The following is a 19,480-nucleotide window of genomic DNA, read 5'->3' as shown; positions in this document are numbered from 1 at the left end:
GGAAAATTTTTTTGGAAGATTAAAAGTCGAAATGTTTTATGGTGAAAAATTTGAAAGTGTTAACACTTTCATAGACGAATTAAAAAAGTATATTGATTACTATAACAACGAGAGAATTTCATTAAAATTAAAAGGAATGAGTCCTGTTCAGTTTAGAACTCAATCCTTAGCAAATTAATTTTAAAATTTGTCCAACTTTTGGGGTTCACTTCAAAAACCGTGATGAAAGCTATGTCAAGGACAAAAGGCCGGATATTCAGCTTGGCAGGCACGCGGAAAATCCGCAGGAAAAGCAGCCCCTTTCCCCGTCAAAGAAAAACCGGATGTATCAGGCGCGGCAGGAATACGCGGAACCTGTTACCGTAACAGCCGAAACGCCGGACAAGGCAGATTTGGGAATGGATTTTACCGAACAGAAATATTTACCGGAAAATCCGCAGGAGCAGCCGGATAATGACGCACAGCCGGAGCAAACACAAGAGGATTTTTCAGAGCTTGCAGACAGCGGCAAGCAGGATAGAAATGCGGATATTCCAAAGTCCGAACCACCAAAGCAAACAGCAACACAGAAAAACCGCTTGTATCAGAAACATACCAAAGCGGCGCAAAAGCCGGTTGATTTGGATATTTCACAAATTGAGACGGAACGGGAACCGGCTGGGACAAATGAGCCGCCGCAGACAAAAGCGGACGAGTATAATATCCGCGACGCGGTGCAGGACAACAAAACAGAGTTTGAAAGAAATACCGACGTTGATTTTTCCGAGATGTCAGCGGATAAGGACAGCAATATCCCCTTTGACCGGGTACAGACTTCCGGCAATGACAGCGCAGAACAAAAGTCTCAAGGCAAAGGAAAACGACAGCGGCTTGTCTATGATAAATCCGAAAAACAGCCGGACGGTTCCAGCGGTACAAAGGCAGAACAAGCCGGCACGGACGGCAACAATACCTTGTCCGGGCAACCGGAGGGAAAAGCGGAAAAATCCGAACAAGCCCCCTCCGGCGGCGTACCCTTTGACCGCGTTGCGAAGTTTGAACAGAAAGCCGAAAAAGCACGGGCGAAAGCGGATAAGGCGCAGCAGAATTTACCGAAAAAGATGAAAATCAAAAAACAGCGGCTTTATGACGAACAGAAGAAAAAAGCGAAAACGCGGCTGAAATTTGAAAAGGAAATCCGGCCGCAAAGCGATCTGTACCACCGTTCCCCGGCTGCGCCCATGAAAACAGCCGTTTCCTATGCCGGGCAGGACGCGAAAAGCAAGCTGCACAGCAAAATTGCGGAGGCCGAGCATGAAAACTCCGCTGTGGAAGCGGCACATAAGACCGAACAAAAGGCGGAAACGCTGGCGCGGTACAGCGTCCGAACAGCAAAATATATTGACGGGCAGCGAAAAGCCGCGCCGTATCAAAAGGCGGCAAAGCTCCGGCACCGCGCGGAAAAAGCGGAAGTAAAGGCAATCCATGAAAAGACGATTGCCGAAAACCCGCAGCTAAAAAAATCAGCGCTCAAAAAGTTTCAACAGAAACAGCGGATAAAAAAGCAGTATCAAAAGGCAAAACGGGCGGAGCAATCCGCAAAGGCGGCAAAGAAAACGGCGCAGAACACCGAACGTGCAACAAGGCGTTTTATTGCGTTTGTGTGGCGGCATAAAGCAATATTCGGTGTTATCCTTGCAATCGCGCTTTTGGTCGCGTGGCTTGGTACAATACTTTCTTCCTGCTCTGTTATGCTGACAACCGGGACAAATTCAATTATGGTGTCGTCCTACTTTGCCGAGGACGAGGACATCTATGCGGCGGAAGAATACTATACCGGGCTGGAACAGGATTTGCAGGATAAAATCAACCGCATTGAAAGCGACTATCCCGGCTATGACGAATACAAGTACAGCATGGCACAGGTCGGCCACAATCCATATGAGCTTGTCTCTTACCTGACGGCGGTGTATATGGATTTCAAATTCGATGATATTAAGGGCGCTCTTGACGAGCTTTTCAATTCGCAATACCATTTACGGATAACAGAAACCACCGAGCGGCGCACGGACGGGGACGGAAATACTTATGACTACAAAATACTGAACGTAACGCTTACCAACGACGGTTTTACACAGACGCTTACCGCAGATCAGCGGGAGTTGTATTACATTTACCTTGAAAGCAAGGGAAACCGGGACTATCTATTTGCCGATGATATTTACGCAAACGAGAGTGACGGGCCGGTCTACACCATACCGGGCGAAGCCTTGACGGACGAAACATTCCGGCGGCTGATAACCGAAGCGGAAAAATACTTAGGGTTCCCCTATGTCTGGGGCGGTTCCACGCCTGCCACAAGTTTTGATTGCAGCGGTTTTGTGTGCTGGGTGTTCAGCAATTCCGGCGTATATCCTCTTTCAAGGACGACCGCGCAGGGCATTTATAACCAATGCGCCAGAGTATCGCCGCAGGAGGCAAAGCCGGGCGACCTCATTTTCTTTAAGGGTACATATGCCACAAACGAAATATCTCATATCGGCATCTATGTGGGCGACGGAATGATGATACACGCGGGGAACCCGATCCAATATACAAGCGTCAATACGAGTTATTGGCAAAGCCATTTCTTTGCCTACGGCAGACTTGGCGGAAACTAAAAAAATTAAGGAGTTGATTTAACAATGGCAACGATTGAAAAAATTGAGAAAGATATTTTAAAAACAAAAGAAAAAATTGCGGAGCTTCAAAAGAAAGTCCGCAGTTTGGAAACGCAAAAGGTTGAAGCTGAAAACTTGCAGATTGTTCAGCTTGTGAAAACGGTCAATATTGACAACAAAACGCTCACGGCTTTGCTCAAAGCCTATTCCACGGGCAAATTTGAACTGCCGGAGGAATACAAAGCAGAATTACAGGAGGACACAGAACATGAAAAACAGGCTTAAACTTGCGGCGGCGGTACTTTCCGCCGCTTTTGCTTTATCGGGCATAACAGCGTTTGCGCAAAGCAGCGAACCGGCGGAGTCTACGGCAGTACCGGACGAAACCGTCATAGAGGACAACCACACTTTAACGCCGGCCGGGAACGCCCAGCTCATGGACGATGTGACGGACAATGAGAACTTACAGTTTATCACCGTGACCGCGCGGGACGGCAACGAATTTTATATCATTATCGACAAGGGCGCGCAGAGTGAAAACGTGTATTTCCTAAACACGGTTGACGAAAGCGACCTTGCGGCGCTGGTGGAGGACTACGCGCCGGAGCAGACAACAGAACAGCAGCAGCTGGAGCCGTCAGGTACGCCTGACGCGGAACAGGCACAGCCGGAACAAGAACAACCGGAGCAGCCAGAACCGGAGGCGGAACAGTCAAACAGCAGCTTTATGTTTCTGATTATCCTTGTTTTGGCAGGCGGCGCAGGGCTGGCGGTTTACTATTTCAAGGTGTTCCGTCCCAAAAAGAAGCTGGAACAGGCGGACGACATCGAGGACTTTGAATTTGAGGAAACCGAAAACGAGGAAGTTTCGGACGAAGAAACGGAGGATCATCAGAAATGAAGTTAATCATAGCAGAAAAGCCGTCGGTTGCCTTCTCTATCGCAAAAGCGCTGAACATTAAGGGCAGCAAGGACGGGTACATTGAAAACGGCGGCCGGAGCCCGGCTGGTGAATATATCATAAGCTGGTGCGTAGGGCATTTGGTAGCTCTTGCCGAGCCGTCCGTTTATGATGAAAAATACGCAAAGTGGAACTATGCGGATTTGCCGATTATTCCGGCTGAATTTCAGTACAAAATCTATGGTGACAAGCAAAAGCAATTTAAGGTTGTAAAAAGCCTGATGAACCGCAAAGATGTAACCGAGGTTGTCAACGCTTGCGACGCGGGACGCGAGGGGGAGCTCATCTTCCGTCTGGTATATAATCAGGCAAATTGCAGAAAGCCGGTCAAACGGCTATGGATTTCCTCAATGGAAGAAAGCGCAATCCGTGAGGGTTTTCAAAACCTCAAAGACGGCGCCGAATATGACAATCTCTATCAATCCGCATTATGCCGCTTGTGGGCGGATTGGCTGGTGGGAATCAACGCGACGAGGCTTTTTTCCCTGCTTTACCGAAAGACCTTAAATATCGGCAGAGTGCAGACGCCGACGCTGGCGCTGCTTTGCGACAGGCACAACAAAATATCCTTTTTCAAAAAGGAAAAATACTTTACCATTTCCCTTGATTTGGACGGTGTAAAGGCGGAAACGGAACGTATTGACAATGAAGATACGGCAAAAGAGATTATGGCGGCTTGTGCAGACGCGCAGGCCGTTTGTGTTTCAGTCAAAAAAGAGCAAAAGACGGAAAAACCGCCCAAACTCTTTGATTTGACCGCCCTGCAAAGGGCGGCAAACAGGCTGTACGGCTACACCGCAAAGCAGACGCTTGATTTGGCACAATCCCTTTACGAAAAGAAACTGATTACCTATCCCCGTACCGACAGCCGGTATTTAACGGAGGATATGGCGGGAACGGTGTTAGAGGTCATTGCTTGCAGCTTAAAGCTGCCGCCCTTTGACAGCATTTCGGATTTCCATGCAGATACCTTTTATCTGTTCAACAACGAAAAGGTATCTGACCACCACGCTATTATCCCGACTATGGAAATAGAGAAAGTGAATTTTTCCGAGCTTCCAAACGGCGAAAAGAATATTTTACGCCTCATTATCTGCCGTTTGCTTGCTTCATCGGCACAGCCGTATGTGTATGAAACGATAACAGCGGTGTTTGAGTGCGGCGGTCAAACCTTTACCGCAAAAGGAAAGCGCGTCCTTGCTTATGGATTTAAGAATCTGGAAAGACTGCTTACTTCTTCATCAGAGAACGAGGACGGCGGCGATCCGCCCGTAAACTTTACCGAGGGACAGGCTTTTTCAGATAGAAAACCGGAACTTTGCGAAAAATACACCGCGCCGCCGAAACCGTATACAGAAGATTCCCTGCTTTCTGCAATGGAAACAGCGGGGGCAAAAGAAACAACGGATGACGCAGAAAGAAAAGGACTTGGCACCCCAGCAACGAGGGCGGCCATCTTAGAAAAGCTGGTGCAAACGGGATTTGCCGAGCGCAAAGGCAAACAGATTTTACCCACCAAAAACGGGACACTGCTGATTTCCGTATTGCCCGATACCCTTATTTCCCCGTCCCTTACCGCTGAATGGGAAAACGCCCTTGCACTGATTTCCAAAGGACAGGAAAGCCCGAAAGCGTTTATGCAGGGGATTGAAGCCATGATTACCGAGCTTGTGGAGCGCTACAAAGCGTTTGACAGCAAGCAGAATAATCCATTTCAAAATGAAAGTGGTGCAGCAAAATGAGCACAGACACAATAACGGGCGCAGGCGTATTTGACGCATATATCACTAACCTTGGCAAGTACAACGAGGGTGAGCTCATCGGCGAATGGGTGGGTTTCCCAACCACGCCGGAGGAAATGCAAGACGTGTTCCGGCGTATCGGTATCGGTCAAAAGGACGAGTTCGGACAGCCCTATGAAGAATGGTTCATCACCGACTATGACTGCCCGATCCCCGGTCTGTATGATTGCTTAGGTGAGTATGAAAGCCTTGACGAGCTCAATTACCTTGCAAATAAAATTGAGGAAATGAGCGTCTCTGAACAGGAATGTTTCGAGGCTGCCGTTGAGCTTGGCGAGTATACGGGCAGCGTGCAGGATTTAATCAATCTTACCGAAAATCTGGACTGCTACGAACTATATTCTGACATTCACAGCGACAGCGACCTTGGCTACTACTATGCGGAGGACAGCGGTATTTATGATAAAAGCGCGATGGGCGCCCTGTCAAACTATATTGATTATGAGGGCTTCGGGCGGGATATTCGATTTGAGGAGGGCGGCACCTTTACCGACCACGGGTATATCGTGGGGAATCAGGACAGGTTTATAGAGCAGTACAACGGCGACCGGGAAGAAATACCGGAGGAATACCGGGTTTTCGCACCAAACGAGCCTGAGGAAGAACCATTACCGCCCATAGATGAACAGCTTGCCAATATGAGTGAAAATGAAAAACAGGGGCTTATAAACGGGATAGAAATGGCGCTTGACTATGGTATAGCGGATGATATTCCTCAATCCGATATGGATTTATATAACGCTGTCATACAGGAGCGTTCCGAACAAAAGCCCTCTATCCGAAAACAGCTTGCGGAAAACAAAGAAAAATGCACTACTGCACTGCAAGCTACTGAAAAGAATAAAAATCACGATTTGGAGGTGTGATAAATGGATAAAAATTCAGATTATATATTTAAGGCCTTTATCGTAAATTCAGCGGAATATGACAACGGAAACAAGGAAACAAGCGGTGCGTGGCTGTATTTTCCGACTACAAAAGAGGAAGTTTCGTCATTATTCAAGGAAATAGGGCTGCCGAACAGCGCAGACAGCGACCAATATTTTATTGATAAATACAAATGCGGCAATAATGACCTTGGAAAATTTCTGTCAATGGACGGCGATATTGACGAGTTAAATTATCTTGCTTCCCGTATATCGGAGTTAGAGGACGTAGAAATGACAGTTTTTCAGGCTGTAATTCAGACGAAAGAGTGTCAAAGTATTAAGGACGCAATCAATCTTACCTATAATACAGAATGTTTTGACATTATTTCCGATATGGGAAGCTGGGAAAATATCGGCGCATATATAGCCGAGCGTAATGGGCTTGGTCTTGAAGTGTTAGGTGCCCTTGCCGATTTTATTGATTATGCAACATACGGACGCGCTTATGCGAACGATAACGGCGGGTATTTTGTGGACGATATGTATTTAGAAAAGAACTCGACAAAAGCAACAGAAAAATATAATGGCAATATTGAGAATATACCACTTGAATATCTTGTTACCGAAAACGGCGAACATCTGCGGCGTAAACATCTTTTAGACATTGAAATTGAAGTGTCGCAGGACTTAGCATTTGATATTGACCGCTATATGCGCAGCATTGACGAGGAATATTCCGCAAAATATCCCAATGATTTTGCACAGATGAAATATTACTCGGATTGCCTTATAGAGGGCAAGACGGACGAATTAAAGGATATTTTAACCGCAATCGGCACGCATGAGGGCGACGAATTGGTTGACAGGATATGCGAATTTGAGCAGGAATACGTTATCAATAATGAACCGGCAAAAGAAAGCGAGGAACAGAATATGAGTGATAAGATGAAAGTATTGGTTGTAGAGCCAATGCAGGAACCCTATGTAAAAGAAATTGACGCGGGGCTGAAATCCCTGCAAAAAGAAGTGGGCGGCGGGATTCAAGCGCTTTATCCATTTGAGGAAGAAGCTGCCGTTGTTTGTAATGACGAGGGGAAAATAAACGGAATGGAATTAAACCGGGCGCTTCGGGACGACAACGGTAGGATTTATGATATTATAGCCGGGCCGTTCCTTATCTGCGGCCTTGACGGGGATCGCTTCGGCAGCTTGCCGGATGAGCTTATCAGTAAATTTTCCGAACAGTTCAAACAGCCGGAAATGTTTATACAGGTGGGCCGTAAAATGCTCGCCATTCCGGCAAAACCTCAAAAACCGCGTGATTTACATATAGAGAACAATAGCGGCATTATCAATTTGGGCGGCGGTACAAACACAATTATCCATACGCATACCCGGCAGACGGTGAGCAGCGTTACAATGAAAGGACCGGCAGGGGGAAACCCTCGGTGAGAAAGACGCTGGATCAGGCGAAAAAGGAGCAAGGCAAAGAGCATAAAAAGCCGCCGCAAAGACCGGGGCCGGAGCTATGACGATACCGCTTACCCCAAAACAAAGCCGGCGGGTAAACGCCCTTGTACGCCGTGAATGCTGTAATTACGATAACGGGATTTGTATTTTGCTGGACTGCGTATGCCCCCAGACAATCACTTATTCGCACATTATTTGCAAATGGTTCAAAACCGCCGTCCTGCCGCTGGATAAGGAATTGTATATCTTTCTTACAAAACCAAAAAATACGGCAAGGTGCGTGGTTTGCGGCAAGGACTTCATCAGGCGCAGCAACCGGGGCAAATATTGTGATACTTGCCGGAAAATAGTATGGAACAAACAAAAAGCCGCATACATACGAAAAAGGCGATATAACAGTAGAAAGTTAGACGACTGAAAACCGCATAAAATCAAGGGTTTTACAGCGTGAAAAACAAAGGGTAATATCTTTTCCCTTATACCCTCAAAAATGACGTTCTAACTTTCTACATTTTGACACAAAAAACCGTGATACGGTCTGCCTTACGGCGGATTGTATCACGGTTCTTTTTTTATGTTATTTTAGGGGGCTATGCACGAATCAGCTTTACCACGGTAACGGGCACATACCAAACGGCGACAAGCAATTTCCATATCAGAATAATACCGCCGATCAGCGCACCGATTGCGATATTGAAACAGCCAATTGCAATCCCTGTCCCTAAATGCCCAAAGAACATTGGCAGCAGAAACATAAACCGTATGCCAAAGGGGATTCCGCACAGCATTAAGAGGTACATATAGTTGACTGTACTATATTGTACGGTAAGCTGAAAAAACAGGTTGTAAAGAATGGCGGCAAGCAATATAGGACATATGCTCTTTTTCAGAAAATCAATTAAAATTTCTGTTCTTGTCATAATGCTTCACTTCTTTCCTCTGCTTCCAATAGGAGTTTCCGGGCAATGGTGAACATGGCGGAATCCACGGTCGGAATATCTAAATAGATATGGTCTGCCGCAATGTCGGTATTCGGCGTATAGCTGGGATTTATGGATTGGTATATCCTTGTGTATGCCTCTTTCCGTGCCGCTGCATAGTCCATACTTCCGTTTTCGACTGCTGTTATCAGGTCGGCAATCAGCGACGCAATAACGGGTTCCTGCTGCGCGTAATAGTCCGGTCGTAAATACATATCCCGGTATTGCAAAATTGCGTTCCTTGCGATTGCGGTTAAATCTGCATACCCGTAACCGTTTGTACTGCCCGCCAAAACTGCGGAATGGATTTCACGGCTTGCCTTGCCCCACGCCTCGCCGAAGCCCAAACCGTTCTGCACTTCTTCCAATATGGGGCTGATTAGGTTTTCTGTGATACAAACGCTTTCCCCGGTCAGGTATGCCGGGACAGCCTCTTGCGGGATTTCCGCCGCAAGGACAGGGGTGGATGATAAGACGGCGGCCAACGCAAGCGCCGTTATTTTTGTTTTCTTCATGATATAGAGCCTCCTTTATTTTTTTTATTCGCTGCCTATATTATATCACAAAGCCTGCGCCGCGCCCAGCTCTGTAAGGCTACAGTTGCTCTACAATTCCGGTTCCCTGTCCTTTTCATTCTCTTTGGATAGGTTCAAAAGCTGTTCCACATTGCGCCTGATAACGTCCATTTCTGCGGCCTGCTGTTTCAGCTTTTTATATTCGCCGTACAATTCTTTTTTCTGCTGTGCCAGCCCGTCGGCGGCCTGTCGAAGTTCATCAAACGGCTGCGTGCGTCTCCCTTTTAGTTTCTTTGCCGCTGATTCAAACAGTGTAAGCTCGCGGCGGTGCCGTTTCGCAAAGGTGGCCTTATCTTTTGCCTTTCGGTATTTGGAATAGACAGGCTTTAATTCATCATAAATAGCGGTATGCTTCATCAAAAGCGTCGTATCGCTCATCTGCTGTTCCGTCCCTTTGATTTGTTCCGAAACAGCGGCAAAATCAGCATGGATTTTTCCTGCTGCCTGTTCCAATTCCTCATAGGTGCTGATGTTGTGATCGGTTAGGAAATTCAGCGTCCGGCTTGCCTGTTTCAGGTTATACAGCTTCGCCCAATGCTCATAGCCCTTGCTTTCCTGCGCTTTGATATTGTTCTGAATGTCGATTAAAAGATTGATACGACGGTTTTCTTTTCTCGGCGCTCTTGTCCGGCGTTCAATCCGATCCCTTATGGATTCCTCGGTATAGCGCGAACCTAAGGTTTTACCGCGTGTAAAACGTTCCTTGCCTTTGGCGCGGAATGAAATGTACTTGCCCCGCTTCACTTCATAATCGGCAATTTCCATTCGCAATAAAAAATCCTCAAAATCCGTTGACCGTGATATTGCTTTGTCAATATCCGCTTTTAACTGCGCTTTCCAGCTTGTACCCTTTTTCTCTGCTGAATATTCAACATAACTCTTACCCTTATTCTCATTTGGCGGTATTACGGATAAGCCGTATTCCCTGCATAAATTATCACTAATGCGGCGGGTTTGATTGTTCCACCGTCTGTTGACGTGGCTGTGTTTATAGTCAACAAAGCTGACGTCGTTAAAAATGATATGATTATGGATATGGCTGCGGTCAATGTGCGTTGTGAGCACATATTCAAATTTACCGCCCAGCACTTCATCGGCAAGCCGCTTTCCGATTTCGTGCGCCTGTTCGGGTGTGGTTTCGCCCGGCGAAAAGGCTTGTATCAAATGCCGCGCTAAATGCGGCGTCGGTGATGTGGATTTTTCTCTCGTCCAATCAAATTCCATATCCGCCGTTTCGGAGCCGTAAGAATGTATCAATAATGCGCCGTCCGTTTTTTCGGGATTGCAGATATAGTCAATCGCTTTTTTCAGCGTAGCGTTGATAGTATGGTTCTTTGTATATGCCATATCTCTTGTAACCTTTCCCGAAGCTCGTCAATGTCCTCACGGTAAATACTGCTTGTCTGATTTATCCGTTTTGCAATTTGGTTGATGTTCCGCCCGATTGCGTGCAATTCCTTATTCATCTTTTTAATGTCGGTCGTATCGGTATAGATGATATATCCGTCAATCGCCATTTTCCGCAAGTACGCCCCGATTTGATTTGTCGGCACAAGCGACATTTTGTATTCAATCAGTTTCCGTTCTTCTTCCGTTACAGGGCAGCGAAGCACCATTTTTCTTTTTCGGTTTGCCATTATAAAATCCTCCGTTTTATTTGCTGGGTTTGGGATAAGTTCCCAAAATATTTTTTTAAGGTTTCTGCGGAGCAGAAGCAATTAAAAAATCGTGAGTGTAGCCACACTCGCTTTGCTTGCTGTTCTTTGAAAATTAGTTTTTTCCCTTATATATAGGTAACAATTATACAAATAATTTTACAACTGTTTTAGTAAATTTGTTTTTTGTGAAGCTAATGAATATAAAGAAGTTAAACGTTTTGGAGCAAATGAATAAAACAAAAAATCACCGTATATGCCGGACATAAGAAGAATAATAAAAGCAACAAAAATAGGGAGGTATTGTACACTCCCTATATTATTGAAAATATTTTATTCATTACGGTTTCTCTGTTTCAATATAACAGCGTATTGCATAAGTTCTTTTCTGGAGGTAACACCCAGCTTAGAATATATATTTTTATTATGGAATTTTAGCGCGTTATTTGTAAAACCGAGTTTTTCAACAATCTCTTTTCCCGAATATCCCTCAAGATATAAATTAAAAACGTCCTTTTCCCGCGGCGTTAAGGTGATTAAATTTTGCATAAAATGGTTGACGCCGTCATCGCTCAGTTCTTTTTTCCTTTTATCAATAATACGGTCAAGCTCGGATTGAATTCTTGCGGCTTCTTGTTCCGCCAACCGCTTTTGTTCTTCAAGGCTGCTCAGTTTTTGTTCGTAATCCCTATCATTTTGTTCAAGGAAATCAAGTAAATCAACAATTTCGGGAATACGCAGATTTTGTTTGTTAATTGTTCCCTGCTTCAAACCCTCAATATCATTGATTATCGGATTGATATACCGACGGCTTAAAACAGAACAGCAAACAATCGCCGCTGCCGTTATAAGCAGAAAAATTACAAAAATCAATAGCTGCGTCTTATATTTGGAATACCTGTAATACGAATACGGGAGCATAACAGCGGAATAATGATTGCTTTCTCCCACAGAAAAATTTTGCGTTTTACCAATATACTTTTCATCGTTGATACGGAAAAGATCAAAAGGGGTATTTGGAACATATTTGAAATTCCCCTCTGCCGATATAATACTGGCAGCCGTATATTCAGAGATAATACCGCTGTAAGAATCGTCCGTCTCATCAAAGACAGTCAGCACCATATGTTCGGTGTCGCTGACGGAATTCTTGTATATGTACTTAAAATATAAAGAATTTATTTCAAAGCCGCAAACGCCTATGATCTCTTTTTTATCGTTTACAATCGGAGCACACACGAAAAATGCGTGTTCCCAAGTGCCCGGAAGCTGATACAGCGAGGTCATAACCCCTTCTTGCGCCGTTTTCATGTTTTTCTGTTCCATCATCTCGTCAATTTCGCGAAACAATCCCTTTTCCGTTTCCAGTGTCCAAGTGCTGTTAAGGGAAATTTTGTTCTCTCTGGCAACAGAAGAAATACCGTGATACATACTGATATCCGTGTTAATGGTATTTTCGGTACTGAGATTTTTGAATTTAAGATATATACCGCTGTAACTGCCTTTTTCCGGTTTTGTCGTTGTATTAAGATAATAAAACGCGCCGCTTGCCGGAGTAAGTTGCATATAAGTGTATACCGTATTATATGTATTGCTTTGAACGGCTTTTAACGCTGTGGGATTATTGCCCAAATCATCAAAACTCATTGCATTTATCTGCAATGTCTTTTTTATATCGGTTGAGAGCTTTTGTGAAAAAGACACGGCATTTGCCGACAGCTTTGCTGTGTTGTGCTTTATATATGAAAGCGATACCTCAGATTGAGCAGAAAGCAGTCTTTGAAAGGTTTTGTTTGTCGGATTAAGAATACCTGCAAAATTTAATATAATAATCACAACGGCAAGAAAGCCGCAAATCAAAGAAGCAAAATAGAAAAACAGCTTTTTCTGCATAGAAATTCCTTGCTTTTTTACGGCTGCCAAAACAGCTTTCATCTGAGATAAACGATATGTCATTGTAATCCTCTTTTCAATTACCGCATTTGCTTTTTGAGCGAGCTAAGTGATACGGTAAGTAATTCGTTCATTACCGCTTCTTTATCCTCGCCGCCGTCAATACGTTTTATATATGTTTTGTGCGCCTCGCTTAATACTGTCTTAACGCTTTGTTCAAAATTTTTCTGCACATCCGCACTGTTATCAAGCAGCGGCAGCGCAATAAAGGAATAATTGTCATACATTTTTGAAACTGCTTCATAAACAAGCCGGTACTTTGGATTTTCCACTGTGTCAAGATTTGACATCAATTCGTCAAACGCCTCTTTTGTAACAGGCAGATAGCCCATTTCCGTTGCCAAATGAAGATTGTGCTCTTTTTCTGTAAGCCATTTTACAAACAGCGCAATCGCTTTGTTTTTCTTTTCATCGTCGCTTTTTACTCCGAATATACCTGTCCCGCGCTGGATGGCCGTAGGGTTTGTGCCGTTAAGCGTGGGATAGGTATATACCTTTGTTTCAATATTTTCATCGTCGCCGTTTTCGTATGTTACATAATCCCGCATATACATAATTCCGGCGGTAGAGCCGACAGAACTTATCAGTTCGGCCGTTTTCCATTTGTCGGACGCATAGCCGCCGTCTGTAGAAAGTCCGCCATAAATCGCCGCTTTTGCAAGAGGGGTAAACGCCGCTTCAAATTCCTTGCTGTCCGTGTTAATTTTATTATTTTCTATAAAATTTCCTCCCAAAGCATGTATTTGAGTGAAGAAAAAGTGATAATAATCATTTATTTGCAGCATTGCTTTTCCGTCCGAATAGTCGTAATATTTATCGCACAGAGCAAAAATATTATTGAAATCGGAAAAATCCGTATTATCGGAAAATCTTTCAAACAGCGTTTTATTCAAGAAAAATAATTCGGTTGATTTTGCAATCGGGAACATAAGAAACTTGTCGTCAAAATATCCCTCGCTTAAAAAATCCTCAACATATCCGCTTAATTCCTTTTCGGAAAAATAATCGTTCCAATTCAAAAGCATATCCTTATCAATTTTGTTTACAATTCTCGGATAGGCTGTAAAAATATCGGGGAGATTGCCGCTGTCCGCAGCATTTACAACAGCTTCGTCAATTGCTGCAGAGTCGCTTACGGAAGTAACCTCAACAACGATACCCTTGTCTTTTCCGACGCTTTGATTAAATTCATCTATTATATCGTTCATCGGCGATTCGGTTTGAGAACCGTAAACGTGCCATATTGAAAGCGTTGTAGTTTTATCGCCCAAAGATAAATTTCGAATATTGCAGCCGGACAGCGTAAGTGTTACAGCGACAGCTATGAATAAAATAGTTGTTATTGTTTTTTTCATATCAGTTCTCCTTTCAGTTCTCCTTGTTCATAGTAATATTTTTCATATACTACCCTTTTTCCTACCCCATTTGCCTAAAAATAAGAAATATCTGTCGTTTTCCTACCCCAATTACCGTTCAAGGGTAGCGACAGATAGTTAAGTATTATTTATAATCAAATTGTAGGTTGCATCATTTCTAAATATTGTTATCTATTATAGCATATCCGGCCAAAATAGTCAAGCAGTTTGGAAACAAAGTTTTGATGATAACCGAACAGTTGGGCAGAAGACGTAAAAAAGAAAGAGGAGGACAGGACAATGAAAGGAAGAAAATTTTTAAAGGTAACAGGTATTTTAATGATTATCGGCGGCAGTATTGGAATGATCGGCGGCATCATTGCGGTAATCGGTGTAGGCGCATTGGCGGCAATACTTGAAACAAGTTCGGGCGGTTTGATGTTTGCAAGCATTTTAACGCTGATTGGCGCTGTTATCCAATTTATTGCCGGAATTATGGGCGTAAAAAACAGTGCACGACCGGAAAAGGCGCAGTCTTGCATTGTAATGGGTGTTTTGGTTGCATTGTTCAGTATAGCTGGCAATATTATAAGCACTGTTTTAGGTAACTCTTTTAGTGTAATGAACCTAATTACAGGCTTGGCGCTTCCCGTATTATACATAATCGGCGCAGTATTAAACAAAAGGGAAGCCTGATAAATATTACATTATTACCAAACAGCAGTGTCGTTTGCTGATTGATATTGAAAAGCGGACAGTCATACGCCTAACTGATATGGTAGCCTTCCGCCGCAGCTTGAAAGCTGCGGCGGAAGGCTGCTTAAAAATTTTCCGTTTTATGATAGAAGCGAATCGGCAGAAGTTTGAAGAAAGGAACTTGTTATGGATACAATACAAAGCTATAAATGTCCCTGCTGTAGTGACGCGCTTATATTCATCGGTGAAACTCTGCATTGCGAATCGTGCGGAAACGACTTTACCCTTGACGCAATACAGCAGCTCAGTGAAGCAGAGGGCGAAACGCAAAACGCGTCAAAGTATGATTGGGAGCATTATGAACCCAGAAGCTATGAGGATAACAGTGAGATTAACCTTGCAAATTATAATTGCCCATCCTGCGGTGCGGAAATTACGGGCGATGATACGTTAGGCTCAACAGTCTGCCCGTATTGCGGTCAGTCAACCATTGTGAAGGGACAGTTTGAAGGAGCACTGCGGCCTGATTACATCATTCCTTTTAAGGTGGATAAAAAGACGGCGATGGCTGCTTTTGAAGGGGATTTCAAAAATGCCCCGTTTCTTCCGGACGCATTTAAAAACAAAAAGAAGATTGAAGAAATGGCGGGCGTGTATGTGCCGTTCTGGATGTTCGACTGCGACTGCAACGCCGCAATTTCCTACAATGCAGAACGCGTGACAACGTGGAGTGATTCAAATTACAATTACACAAAGACAGATTGTTTTAAACTGTTCAGAAGCGGCAGTGTCGGCTTTGCAAATATTCCGGTAGATGGCTCGAAAAAAGCAGACGACGCATATATGGAAGCGGTTGAACCGTTCCATTATGACGATGCCGAGGAGTTTAGCGGCGCTTATCTATCGGGTTATCTTGCGGATAAGTACGACGTTACGGCAGAGGAAAGCATAGAGCGAGCAAATGAGCGTGTGAAAAATTCCACTATTTCGGTATTTTCAGATACGACAAACGGGTACACCACTGTAATTCCCGAAAACAGCAGCGTCAGCTTTTCAAACGGTAAAATAAGGTATTCCCTTCTTCCTGTTTGGATGCTCAATATTAAATATATGAACAAAATATATCAATTTGCAATTAACGGGCAGACGGGAAAGGTTGTCGGCGAATATCCAATCGATAACGGAAAAAAATGGCGTTATTTTGCAAAGGTTGCAGGTATTGCATATGCAGCGGCAACGGTCGTTGCATACATACTGCTGCATTAAGGGGGTGATCATGTGAAAAAGATTATTTTAGCGATTACTGTTATGATTATTTGTGCAGCTTCGGCATTTCCGGCATTTGCGGTGTTTGAAAACCCTCCGATTACAGACGAGGCGGCGTATCTCACAGAAAACCAACTTGATGAGCTATCCGAGCAGCTTGAAGAAATTCGCAAACAATACAATTTTGATGTAGCGATATACACAGAGAATGTAATGTCCGGCGAAGATGCGATGAACACAGCGGACGATATATTCGATTATAACGGTTACGGCGCGGGCGGCGGTGCGGACGGAATACTCTTGTATGTGTCCGCAAATCCGAGAAAGTATTGGTTTACAATACACGGCAGCGGCGAGAGCTTCTTTAATGATAACGGGCTTGCTTATCTGGAAAATAAGGTTTTGCCGTATTTAACAGAAAATGATTATCATTCAGCGTTTAAAGCCTACGCCGAATATTCCGGTGAGCTTTTGGAAATGGCGGCGCAGGGAAAACCGTTTAACAAAAAGCAGTACGATATGAAATATCTACTGTGTGTAATCGGCGGCGCTCTGCTCCTGCCTTTGCTGCTTGCATTTGCTTTCATGAAACGTAAGCTTGAAAAGATGAAAACAGCGGTGAAACAGGATTATGCCGCAAATTATATGAAACCGGGCAGCATGAACCTTGCGCTTTCAAGGGACATATTTCTTTACAGCACTGTTATCAAAACGGAGAAACCAAAATCTAATTCCAGCAGTCATACGTCCTCTTCCGGCGAAAGCCACGGCGGACGGGGCGGAAGCTATTAAAAACAATTTAAAAATCAGGAGGAATTTGCCATGAAAAAATATTTGAATTTTGCGGGTATGATAGGCGTTTTGTGCGTAGTATTTATGCTCTCGGCCTGTGGCGGAAGCGGCAGAACGGATGCAGAGTATGAGGGAAAATACATATCGGTTTCGGGCGAAGCAATCGGAATGACCTTAACCGGCGAGGACATCAGCGGTTTTGGCTTGGAACTAAAAAGCGGCGGTAAGGGAACAATGACCGTTAATGGCGAAAGCGATACCATTAAGTGGACAAATGATGATAAAAATATCACGGTAAAGATAAGCGGCACAGACATTGTGGGTGCAATCGGACAAGACACCATAACCTTTGACAATATGCTGAATATGGGAATGAAGCTGACCTTTGCAAAAGAAGGCAGCGAGGCGGCAAAACTCGAAAACACTTTGCCTGAGTCAGATAAGAGAATGCTTGGAATATGGCAGTCGCATACGGTCACAGATGTTTTGGGCGACCCGATTGAAGGATTTTCGGGTGACGAACTGAAAATGGAGTTTGCCGCAGACCATACCGCAAAGGTTACCTTTAAGGGAAAGGATTTGGGAAGTCACAAATGGTCGCTTGTGGGTGATTGGGGCAGTCTTGACGGTGATGAACTGAATATAAACTGGGATATTACCGACAACGGAATTGATGTTAATTATTCCACAGACGATGACTACTTTGTTTTCGGGTGCACAAAGCAATCATAAAATCTGAAATTATTTGAAAGGACATGAAAAAATGAAAAAGACAATTGCACTTTTATTAAGTATTGTAATGTGCATAGGCATTATTCCAATGACCTTTGCCGCAGAAATGAATTTTGAGGACGTTAAGCCGGCAGCGTGGTACTACAATGATGTTAAAATTGCAGTAGAAAGCGGTTTGGTAAACGGAAAAAGTGAAACTTCTTATGCGCCGGAGGATAATCTCACCTATGCAGAGGCAATTAAACTGGCGGCTTGTATGAACCAGTTATATCTTGAGGGCACTGTTACCCTCAAAGCAGGCAATCCGTGGTATCGTCCGTATGTTGACTATTGCGAGGATAACCATATTATTTCAAAAAATTATAATTATAACGACAACGCAACAAGAGCGGGATATATGGGAATTTTCGCAAATGCGCTTCCCGCTGAAGGACTGAAAGCAATCAACAACGTCCCCAATGACGCAATCCCTGATGTGCCTTCTTCACGGTCTTATGCAGCGGCTGTCTACAAACTCTACCGCGCAGGTATTCTTACGGGTGTAGACGAAGCGCATAACTGCGATCCGCTTGCAAACATTAAACGCAGTGAGGTTGCAGCAATTCTTACCCGTATGATGAATGAGGATAAGCGAATTTTATTCAGTATGGGAGAAGAACCAGAACCAACAAAAGAGCCAGAGCCGACAAAAGAGCCAGAACCAACAAAAGAACCGGAACCGACAAAAGAGCCAGAGCCGACAAAAGAACCGTCCGGCGGAAATACGCCGACGGAACTTACCTCCAAGCAATTTTTAATGTACGCTGAGGACGTATTGACCATTACGGGCAAGGGGACAATTCTTACCGGAAAAGTGGTAAGCGGCTCCATTAAATTGGGAGATGCGCTGCAAATTGTACATAGCGACGGGACTGTTACAAAAGCCACAGCCGCAGGAATTGAAATGTACAGAAAAAATTTGGACAGTGCCGAAAAGGGCGATAATATTGGTTTGTTGCTCAATGCGGAGATAACAAAGGATATGGCTGCAAGAGGCGACGCCGTTATTGGCGCAGACGCTGATTTTACAATCGCAAACCGACTGAAAGGCACGCTAAAACTTCTATCTTCTGAGGAGGGTGGAAGAAAAACGCCGATTGCACAGGAGGATAAAGCACAGTTTTATTATACAAGCGATGTCACAGGGCGATTTGCCGATTTAAACGGTGAAGCGGTTGCTCCCGGCGAAACAAGAGAAAATGTGTCTGTTATTTTCCCCAAATCCGCAGGCGTATGGTATGTAGGGCAAGAGCTTACCGTGCGCGACAGTGGGAGAACATTGGGTACCTTTATTGTTACGGAGGTAATCGCGGGCGTTGCATTTGAAAAAGAGGAAACCACACCACTGTCTATTGTTACACAACCCGAAGATGTAACGGCAAGAGTCGGCAAAACCGTTTCCTTTACGGTAGTAGCGGCAGGCGGAAAGGCCCCGTACAGCTATCAATGGGAAGTCAGCAACGGAGAAACATGGAACAAACTCAGTAATACCGATGAAAACACCGTTACCGACGCTGATACGGATACGGTTAAACTGCTGAGTACCAAATCAGTTATTCGACTTCGCTGCGTCATTACCGATGCGGACGGGAACAGCGTTATCTCAAACGAAGCGATATTGAGATATATCGTCAGAAATATACATGGTAGGCTGTAAGGGTAAAGGGTAAATATTTTGAGTAAATATTCATTCAAT

19 protein-coding genes are annotated in these 19,480 nt (G+C 44.3%); 13 read left to right on the top strand and 6 right to left on the bottom strand.

Going from position 1 to position 19,480, the window contains the following annotated elements; genetic code table 11:
- The 8 genes from INF28_RS10495 to INF28_RS10460 form a co-directional block, all read left to right on the top strand.
- Positions 1 to 178: IS3 family transposase (locus INF28_RS10495; protein WP_226393414.1), on the top strand; the 178-nt coding region annotated here is incomplete at its 5' end.
- A 145-nt stretch (positions 179 to 323) separates the two neighbouring features.
- Positions 324 to 2,639 carry a C40 family peptidase gene (locus tag INF28_RS10490; protein WP_226393411.1) on the top strand — a complete coding sequence of 772 codons (2,316 nt, stop codon included), beginning with the start codon at positions 324 to 326 and terminating at the stop codon, positions 2,637 to 2,639.
- A 24-nt stretch (positions 2,640 to 2,663) separates the two neighbouring features.
- Positions 2,664 to 2,924 (top strand): DUF4315 family protein, encoded by a 261-nt coding sequence (locus INF28_RS10485; RefSeq protein ID WP_226393410.1) that lies wholly within the window; start codon positions 2,664 to 2,666, stop codon positions 2,922 to 2,924.
- Positions 2,908 to 3,540, top strand: coding sequence for a DUF4366 domain-containing protein (locus INF28_RS10480; RefSeq protein ID WP_226393409.1), 633 nt, complete (start codon positions 2,908 to 2,910; stop codon positions 3,538 to 3,540). The genes INF28_RS10485 and INF28_RS10480 overlap by 17 nt, the downstream gene beginning before the upstream one ends.
- The gene (locus tag INF28_RS10475) at positions 3,537 to 5,342 is read left to right on the top strand and encodes a DNA topoisomerase 3 (protein ID WP_226393408.1); all 1,806 of its coding nucleotides are present in this window, start codon (positions 3,537 to 3,539) and stop codon (positions 5,340 to 5,342) included. Before INF28_RS10480 ends, INF28_RS10475 begins: the two co-directional genes overlap by 4 nt.
- Positions 5,339 to 6,268 carry an antirestriction protein ArdA gene (locus tag INF28_RS10470; RefSeq protein ID WP_226393407.1) on the top strand — a complete coding sequence of 310 codons (930 nt, stop codon included), beginning with the start codon at positions 5,339 to 5,341 and terminating at the stop codon, positions 6,266 to 6,268. The genes INF28_RS10475 and INF28_RS10470 overlap by 4 nt, the downstream gene beginning before the upstream one ends.
- A gap of 3 nt (positions 6,269 to 6,271) precedes the next feature.
- The gene (locus INF28_RS10465; protein ID WP_226393406.1) at positions 6,272 to 7,723 is read left to right on the top strand and encodes a DUF3846 domain-containing protein; all 1,452 of its coding nucleotides are present in this window, start codon (positions 6,272 to 6,274) and stop codon (positions 7,721 to 7,723) included.
- 76 nt (positions 7,724 to 7,799) lie between these two features.
- Complete coding sequence (locus INF28_RS10460; RefSeq protein ID WP_226393405.1) at positions 7,800 to 8,159, top strand: cysteine-rich VLP domain-containing protein; 360 nt, start codon at positions 7,800 to 7,802, stop codon at positions 8,157 to 8,159.
- A 172-nt stretch (positions 8,160 to 8,331) separates the two neighbouring features.
- Here the strand turns inward: INF28_RS10460 and INF28_RS10455 are convergent, their stop codons facing one another.
- From INF28_RS10455 to INF28_RS10430, 6 genes are all read right to left on the bottom strand, one after another.
- The gene (locus INF28_RS10455) at positions 8,332 to 8,661 is read right to left on the bottom strand and encodes a DUF6050 family protein (RefSeq protein ID WP_226393404.1); all 330 of its coding nucleotides are present in this window, start codon (positions 8,659 to 8,661) and stop codon (positions 8,332 to 8,334) included.
- Positions 8,658 to 9,236: a hypothetical protein gene (locus INF28_RS10450; RefSeq protein WP_226393403.1), complete on the bottom strand. Its 579-nt coding sequence runs from the start codon at positions 9,234 to 9,236 to the stop codon at positions 8,658 to 8,660. The genes INF28_RS10455 and INF28_RS10450 overlap by 4 nt, the downstream gene beginning before the upstream one ends.
- A gap of 90 nt (positions 9,237 to 9,326) precedes the next feature.
- Complete coding sequence (locus INF28_RS10445) at positions 9,327 to 10,643, bottom strand: relaxase/mobilization nuclease domain-containing protein (RefSeq protein ID WP_226393402.1); 1,317 nt, start codon at positions 10,641 to 10,643, stop codon at positions 9,327 to 9,329.
- Positions 10,604 to 10,933 carry a plasmid mobilization protein gene (locus INF28_RS10440; RefSeq protein ID WP_226393401.1) on the bottom strand — a complete coding sequence of 110 codons (330 nt, stop codon included), beginning with the start codon at positions 10,931 to 10,933 and terminating at the stop codon, positions 10,604 to 10,606. Before INF28_RS10440 ends, INF28_RS10445 begins: the two co-directional genes overlap by 40 nt.
- A 351-nt stretch (positions 10,934 to 11,284) precedes the next feature.
- A complete protein-coding gene (locus INF28_RS10435) occupies positions 11,285 to 12,907 on the bottom strand; it encodes a response regulator transcription factor (protein WP_226393400.1) in 1,623 nt (540 codons plus the stop codon).
- 17 nt (positions 12,908 to 12,924) lie between these two features.
- Positions 12,925 to 14,259: an ABC transporter substrate-binding protein gene (locus INF28_RS10430; protein ID WP_226393399.1), complete on the bottom strand. Its 1,335-nt coding sequence runs from the start codon at positions 14,257 to 14,259 to the stop codon at positions 12,925 to 12,927.
- A 300-nt stretch (positions 14,260 to 14,559) separates the two neighbouring features.
- Here INF28_RS10430 and INF28_RS10425 point away from each other — a divergent pair, with 300 nt between their 5' ends.
- From INF28_RS10425 to INF28_RS10405, 5 genes are all read left to right on the top strand, one after another.
- Positions 14,560 to 14,955, top strand: a complete 396-nt coding sequence (locus tag INF28_RS10425; protein WP_154557438.1) for a hypothetical protein — start codon at positions 14,560 to 14,562, stop codon at positions 14,953 to 14,955.
- Between the two features lie 186 nt (positions 14,956 to 15,141).
- A complete protein-coding gene (locus tag INF28_RS10420) occupies positions 15,142 to 16,221 on the top strand; it encodes a hypothetical protein (RefSeq protein ID WP_154557439.1) in 1,080 nt (359 codons plus the stop codon).
- Between the two features lie 12 nt (positions 16,222 to 16,233).
- Positions 16,234 to 17,013 (top strand): TPM domain-containing protein, encoded by a 780-nt coding sequence (locus tag INF28_RS10415; protein ID WP_154557440.1) that lies wholly within the window; start codon positions 16,234 to 16,236, stop codon positions 17,011 to 17,013.
- Positions 17,014 to 17,043: 30 nt separating this feature from the next.
- On the top strand, positions 17,044 to 17,745 hold the full coding sequence (locus INF28_RS10410; protein ID WP_154557441.1) for a hypothetical protein: 702 nt from the start codon (positions 17,044 to 17,046) through the stop codon (positions 17,743 to 17,745).
- A gap of 31 nt (positions 17,746 to 17,776) precedes the next feature.
- The gene (locus INF28_RS10405; RefSeq protein WP_226393398.1) at positions 17,777 to 19,441 is read left to right on the top strand and encodes an S-layer homology domain-containing protein; all 1,665 of its coding nucleotides are present in this window, start codon (positions 17,777 to 17,779) and stop codon (positions 19,439 to 19,441) included.
- Positions 19,442 to 19,480: the final 39 nt, after the last annotated feature.

It is taken from the genome of Ructibacterium gallinarum (genome assembly GCF_014982785.1).
GTDB lineage: Bacteria > Bacillota > Clostridia > Monoglobales > Monoglobaceae > Ructibacterium > Ructibacterium gallinarum.
Note: the sequence above shows the minus strand (reverse complement) of the source record. Positions and strands in the feature narration are given on the sequence as shown.

Excerpts from the sequence above, each read along its gene's own strand:
- INF28_RS10450 (WP_226393403.1), bottom strand. The coding sequence starts at position 9,236 with ATGAAGAAAACAAAAATAACGGCGCTTGCGTTGGCCGCCGTCTTATCA.
- INF28_RS10435 (WP_226393400.1), bottom strand. The coding sequence starts at position 12,907 with ATGACATATCGTTTATCTCAGATGAAAGCTGTTTTGGCAGCCGTAAAA.
- INF28_RS10430 (WP_226393399.1), bottom strand. The coding sequence starts at position 14,259 with ATGAAAAAAACAATAACAACTATTTTATTCATAGCTGTCGCTGTAACA.
- INF28_RS10465 (WP_226393406.1), top strand. The coding sequence starts at position 6,272 with ATGGATAAAAATTCAGATTATATATTTAAGGCCTTTATCGTAAATTCA.
- INF28_RS10490 (WP_226393411.1), top strand. The coding sequence starts at position 324 with ATGTATCAGGCGCGGCAGGAATACGCGGAACCTGTTACCGTAACAGCC.
- INF28_RS10440 (WP_226393401.1), bottom strand. The coding sequence starts at position 10,933 with ATGGCAAACCGAAAAAGAAAAATGGTGCTTCGCTGCCCTGTAACGGAA.
- INF28_RS10425 (WP_154557438.1), top strand. The coding sequence starts at position 14,560 with ATGAAAGGAAGAAAATTTTTAAAGGTAACAGGTATTTTAATGATTATC.
- INF28_RS10475 (WP_226393408.1), top strand. The coding sequence starts at position 3,537 with ATGAAGTTAATCATAGCAGAAAAGCCGTCGGTTGCCTTCTCTATCGCA.
- INF28_RS10460 (WP_226393405.1), top strand. The coding sequence starts at position 7,800 with ATGACGATACCGCTTACCCCAAAACAAAGCCGGCGGGTAAACGCCCTT.
- INF28_RS10405 (WP_226393398.1), top strand. The coding sequence starts at position 17,777 with ATGAAAAAGACAATTGCACTTTTATTAAGTATTGTAATGTGCATAGGC.
- INF28_RS10420 (WP_154557439.1), top strand. The coding sequence starts at position 15,142 with ATGGATACAATACAAAGCTATAAATGTCCCTGCTGTAGTGACGCGCTT.
- INF28_RS10455 (WP_226393404.1), bottom strand. The coding sequence starts at position 8,661 with ATGACAAGAACAGAAATTTTAATTGATTTTCTGAAAAAGAGCATATGT.
- INF28_RS10445 (WP_226393402.1), bottom strand. The coding sequence starts at position 10,643 with ATGGCATATACAAAGAACCATACTATCAACGCTACGCTGAAAAAAGCG.
- INF28_RS10485 (WP_226393410.1), top strand. The coding sequence starts at position 2,664 with ATGGCAACGATTGAAAAAATTGAGAAAGATATTTTAAAAACAAAAGAA.
- INF28_RS10470 (WP_226393407.1), top strand. The coding sequence starts at position 5,339 with ATGAGCACAGACACAATAACGGGCGCAGGCGTATTTGACGCATATATC.
- INF28_RS10480 (WP_226393409.1), top strand. The coding sequence starts at position 2,908 with ATGAAAAACAGGCTTAAACTTGCGGCGGCGGTACTTTCCGCCGCTTTT.
- INF28_RS10410 (WP_154557441.1), top strand. The coding sequence starts at position 17,044 with ATGAAAAAATATTTGAATTTTGCGGGTATGATAGGCGTTTTGTGCGTA.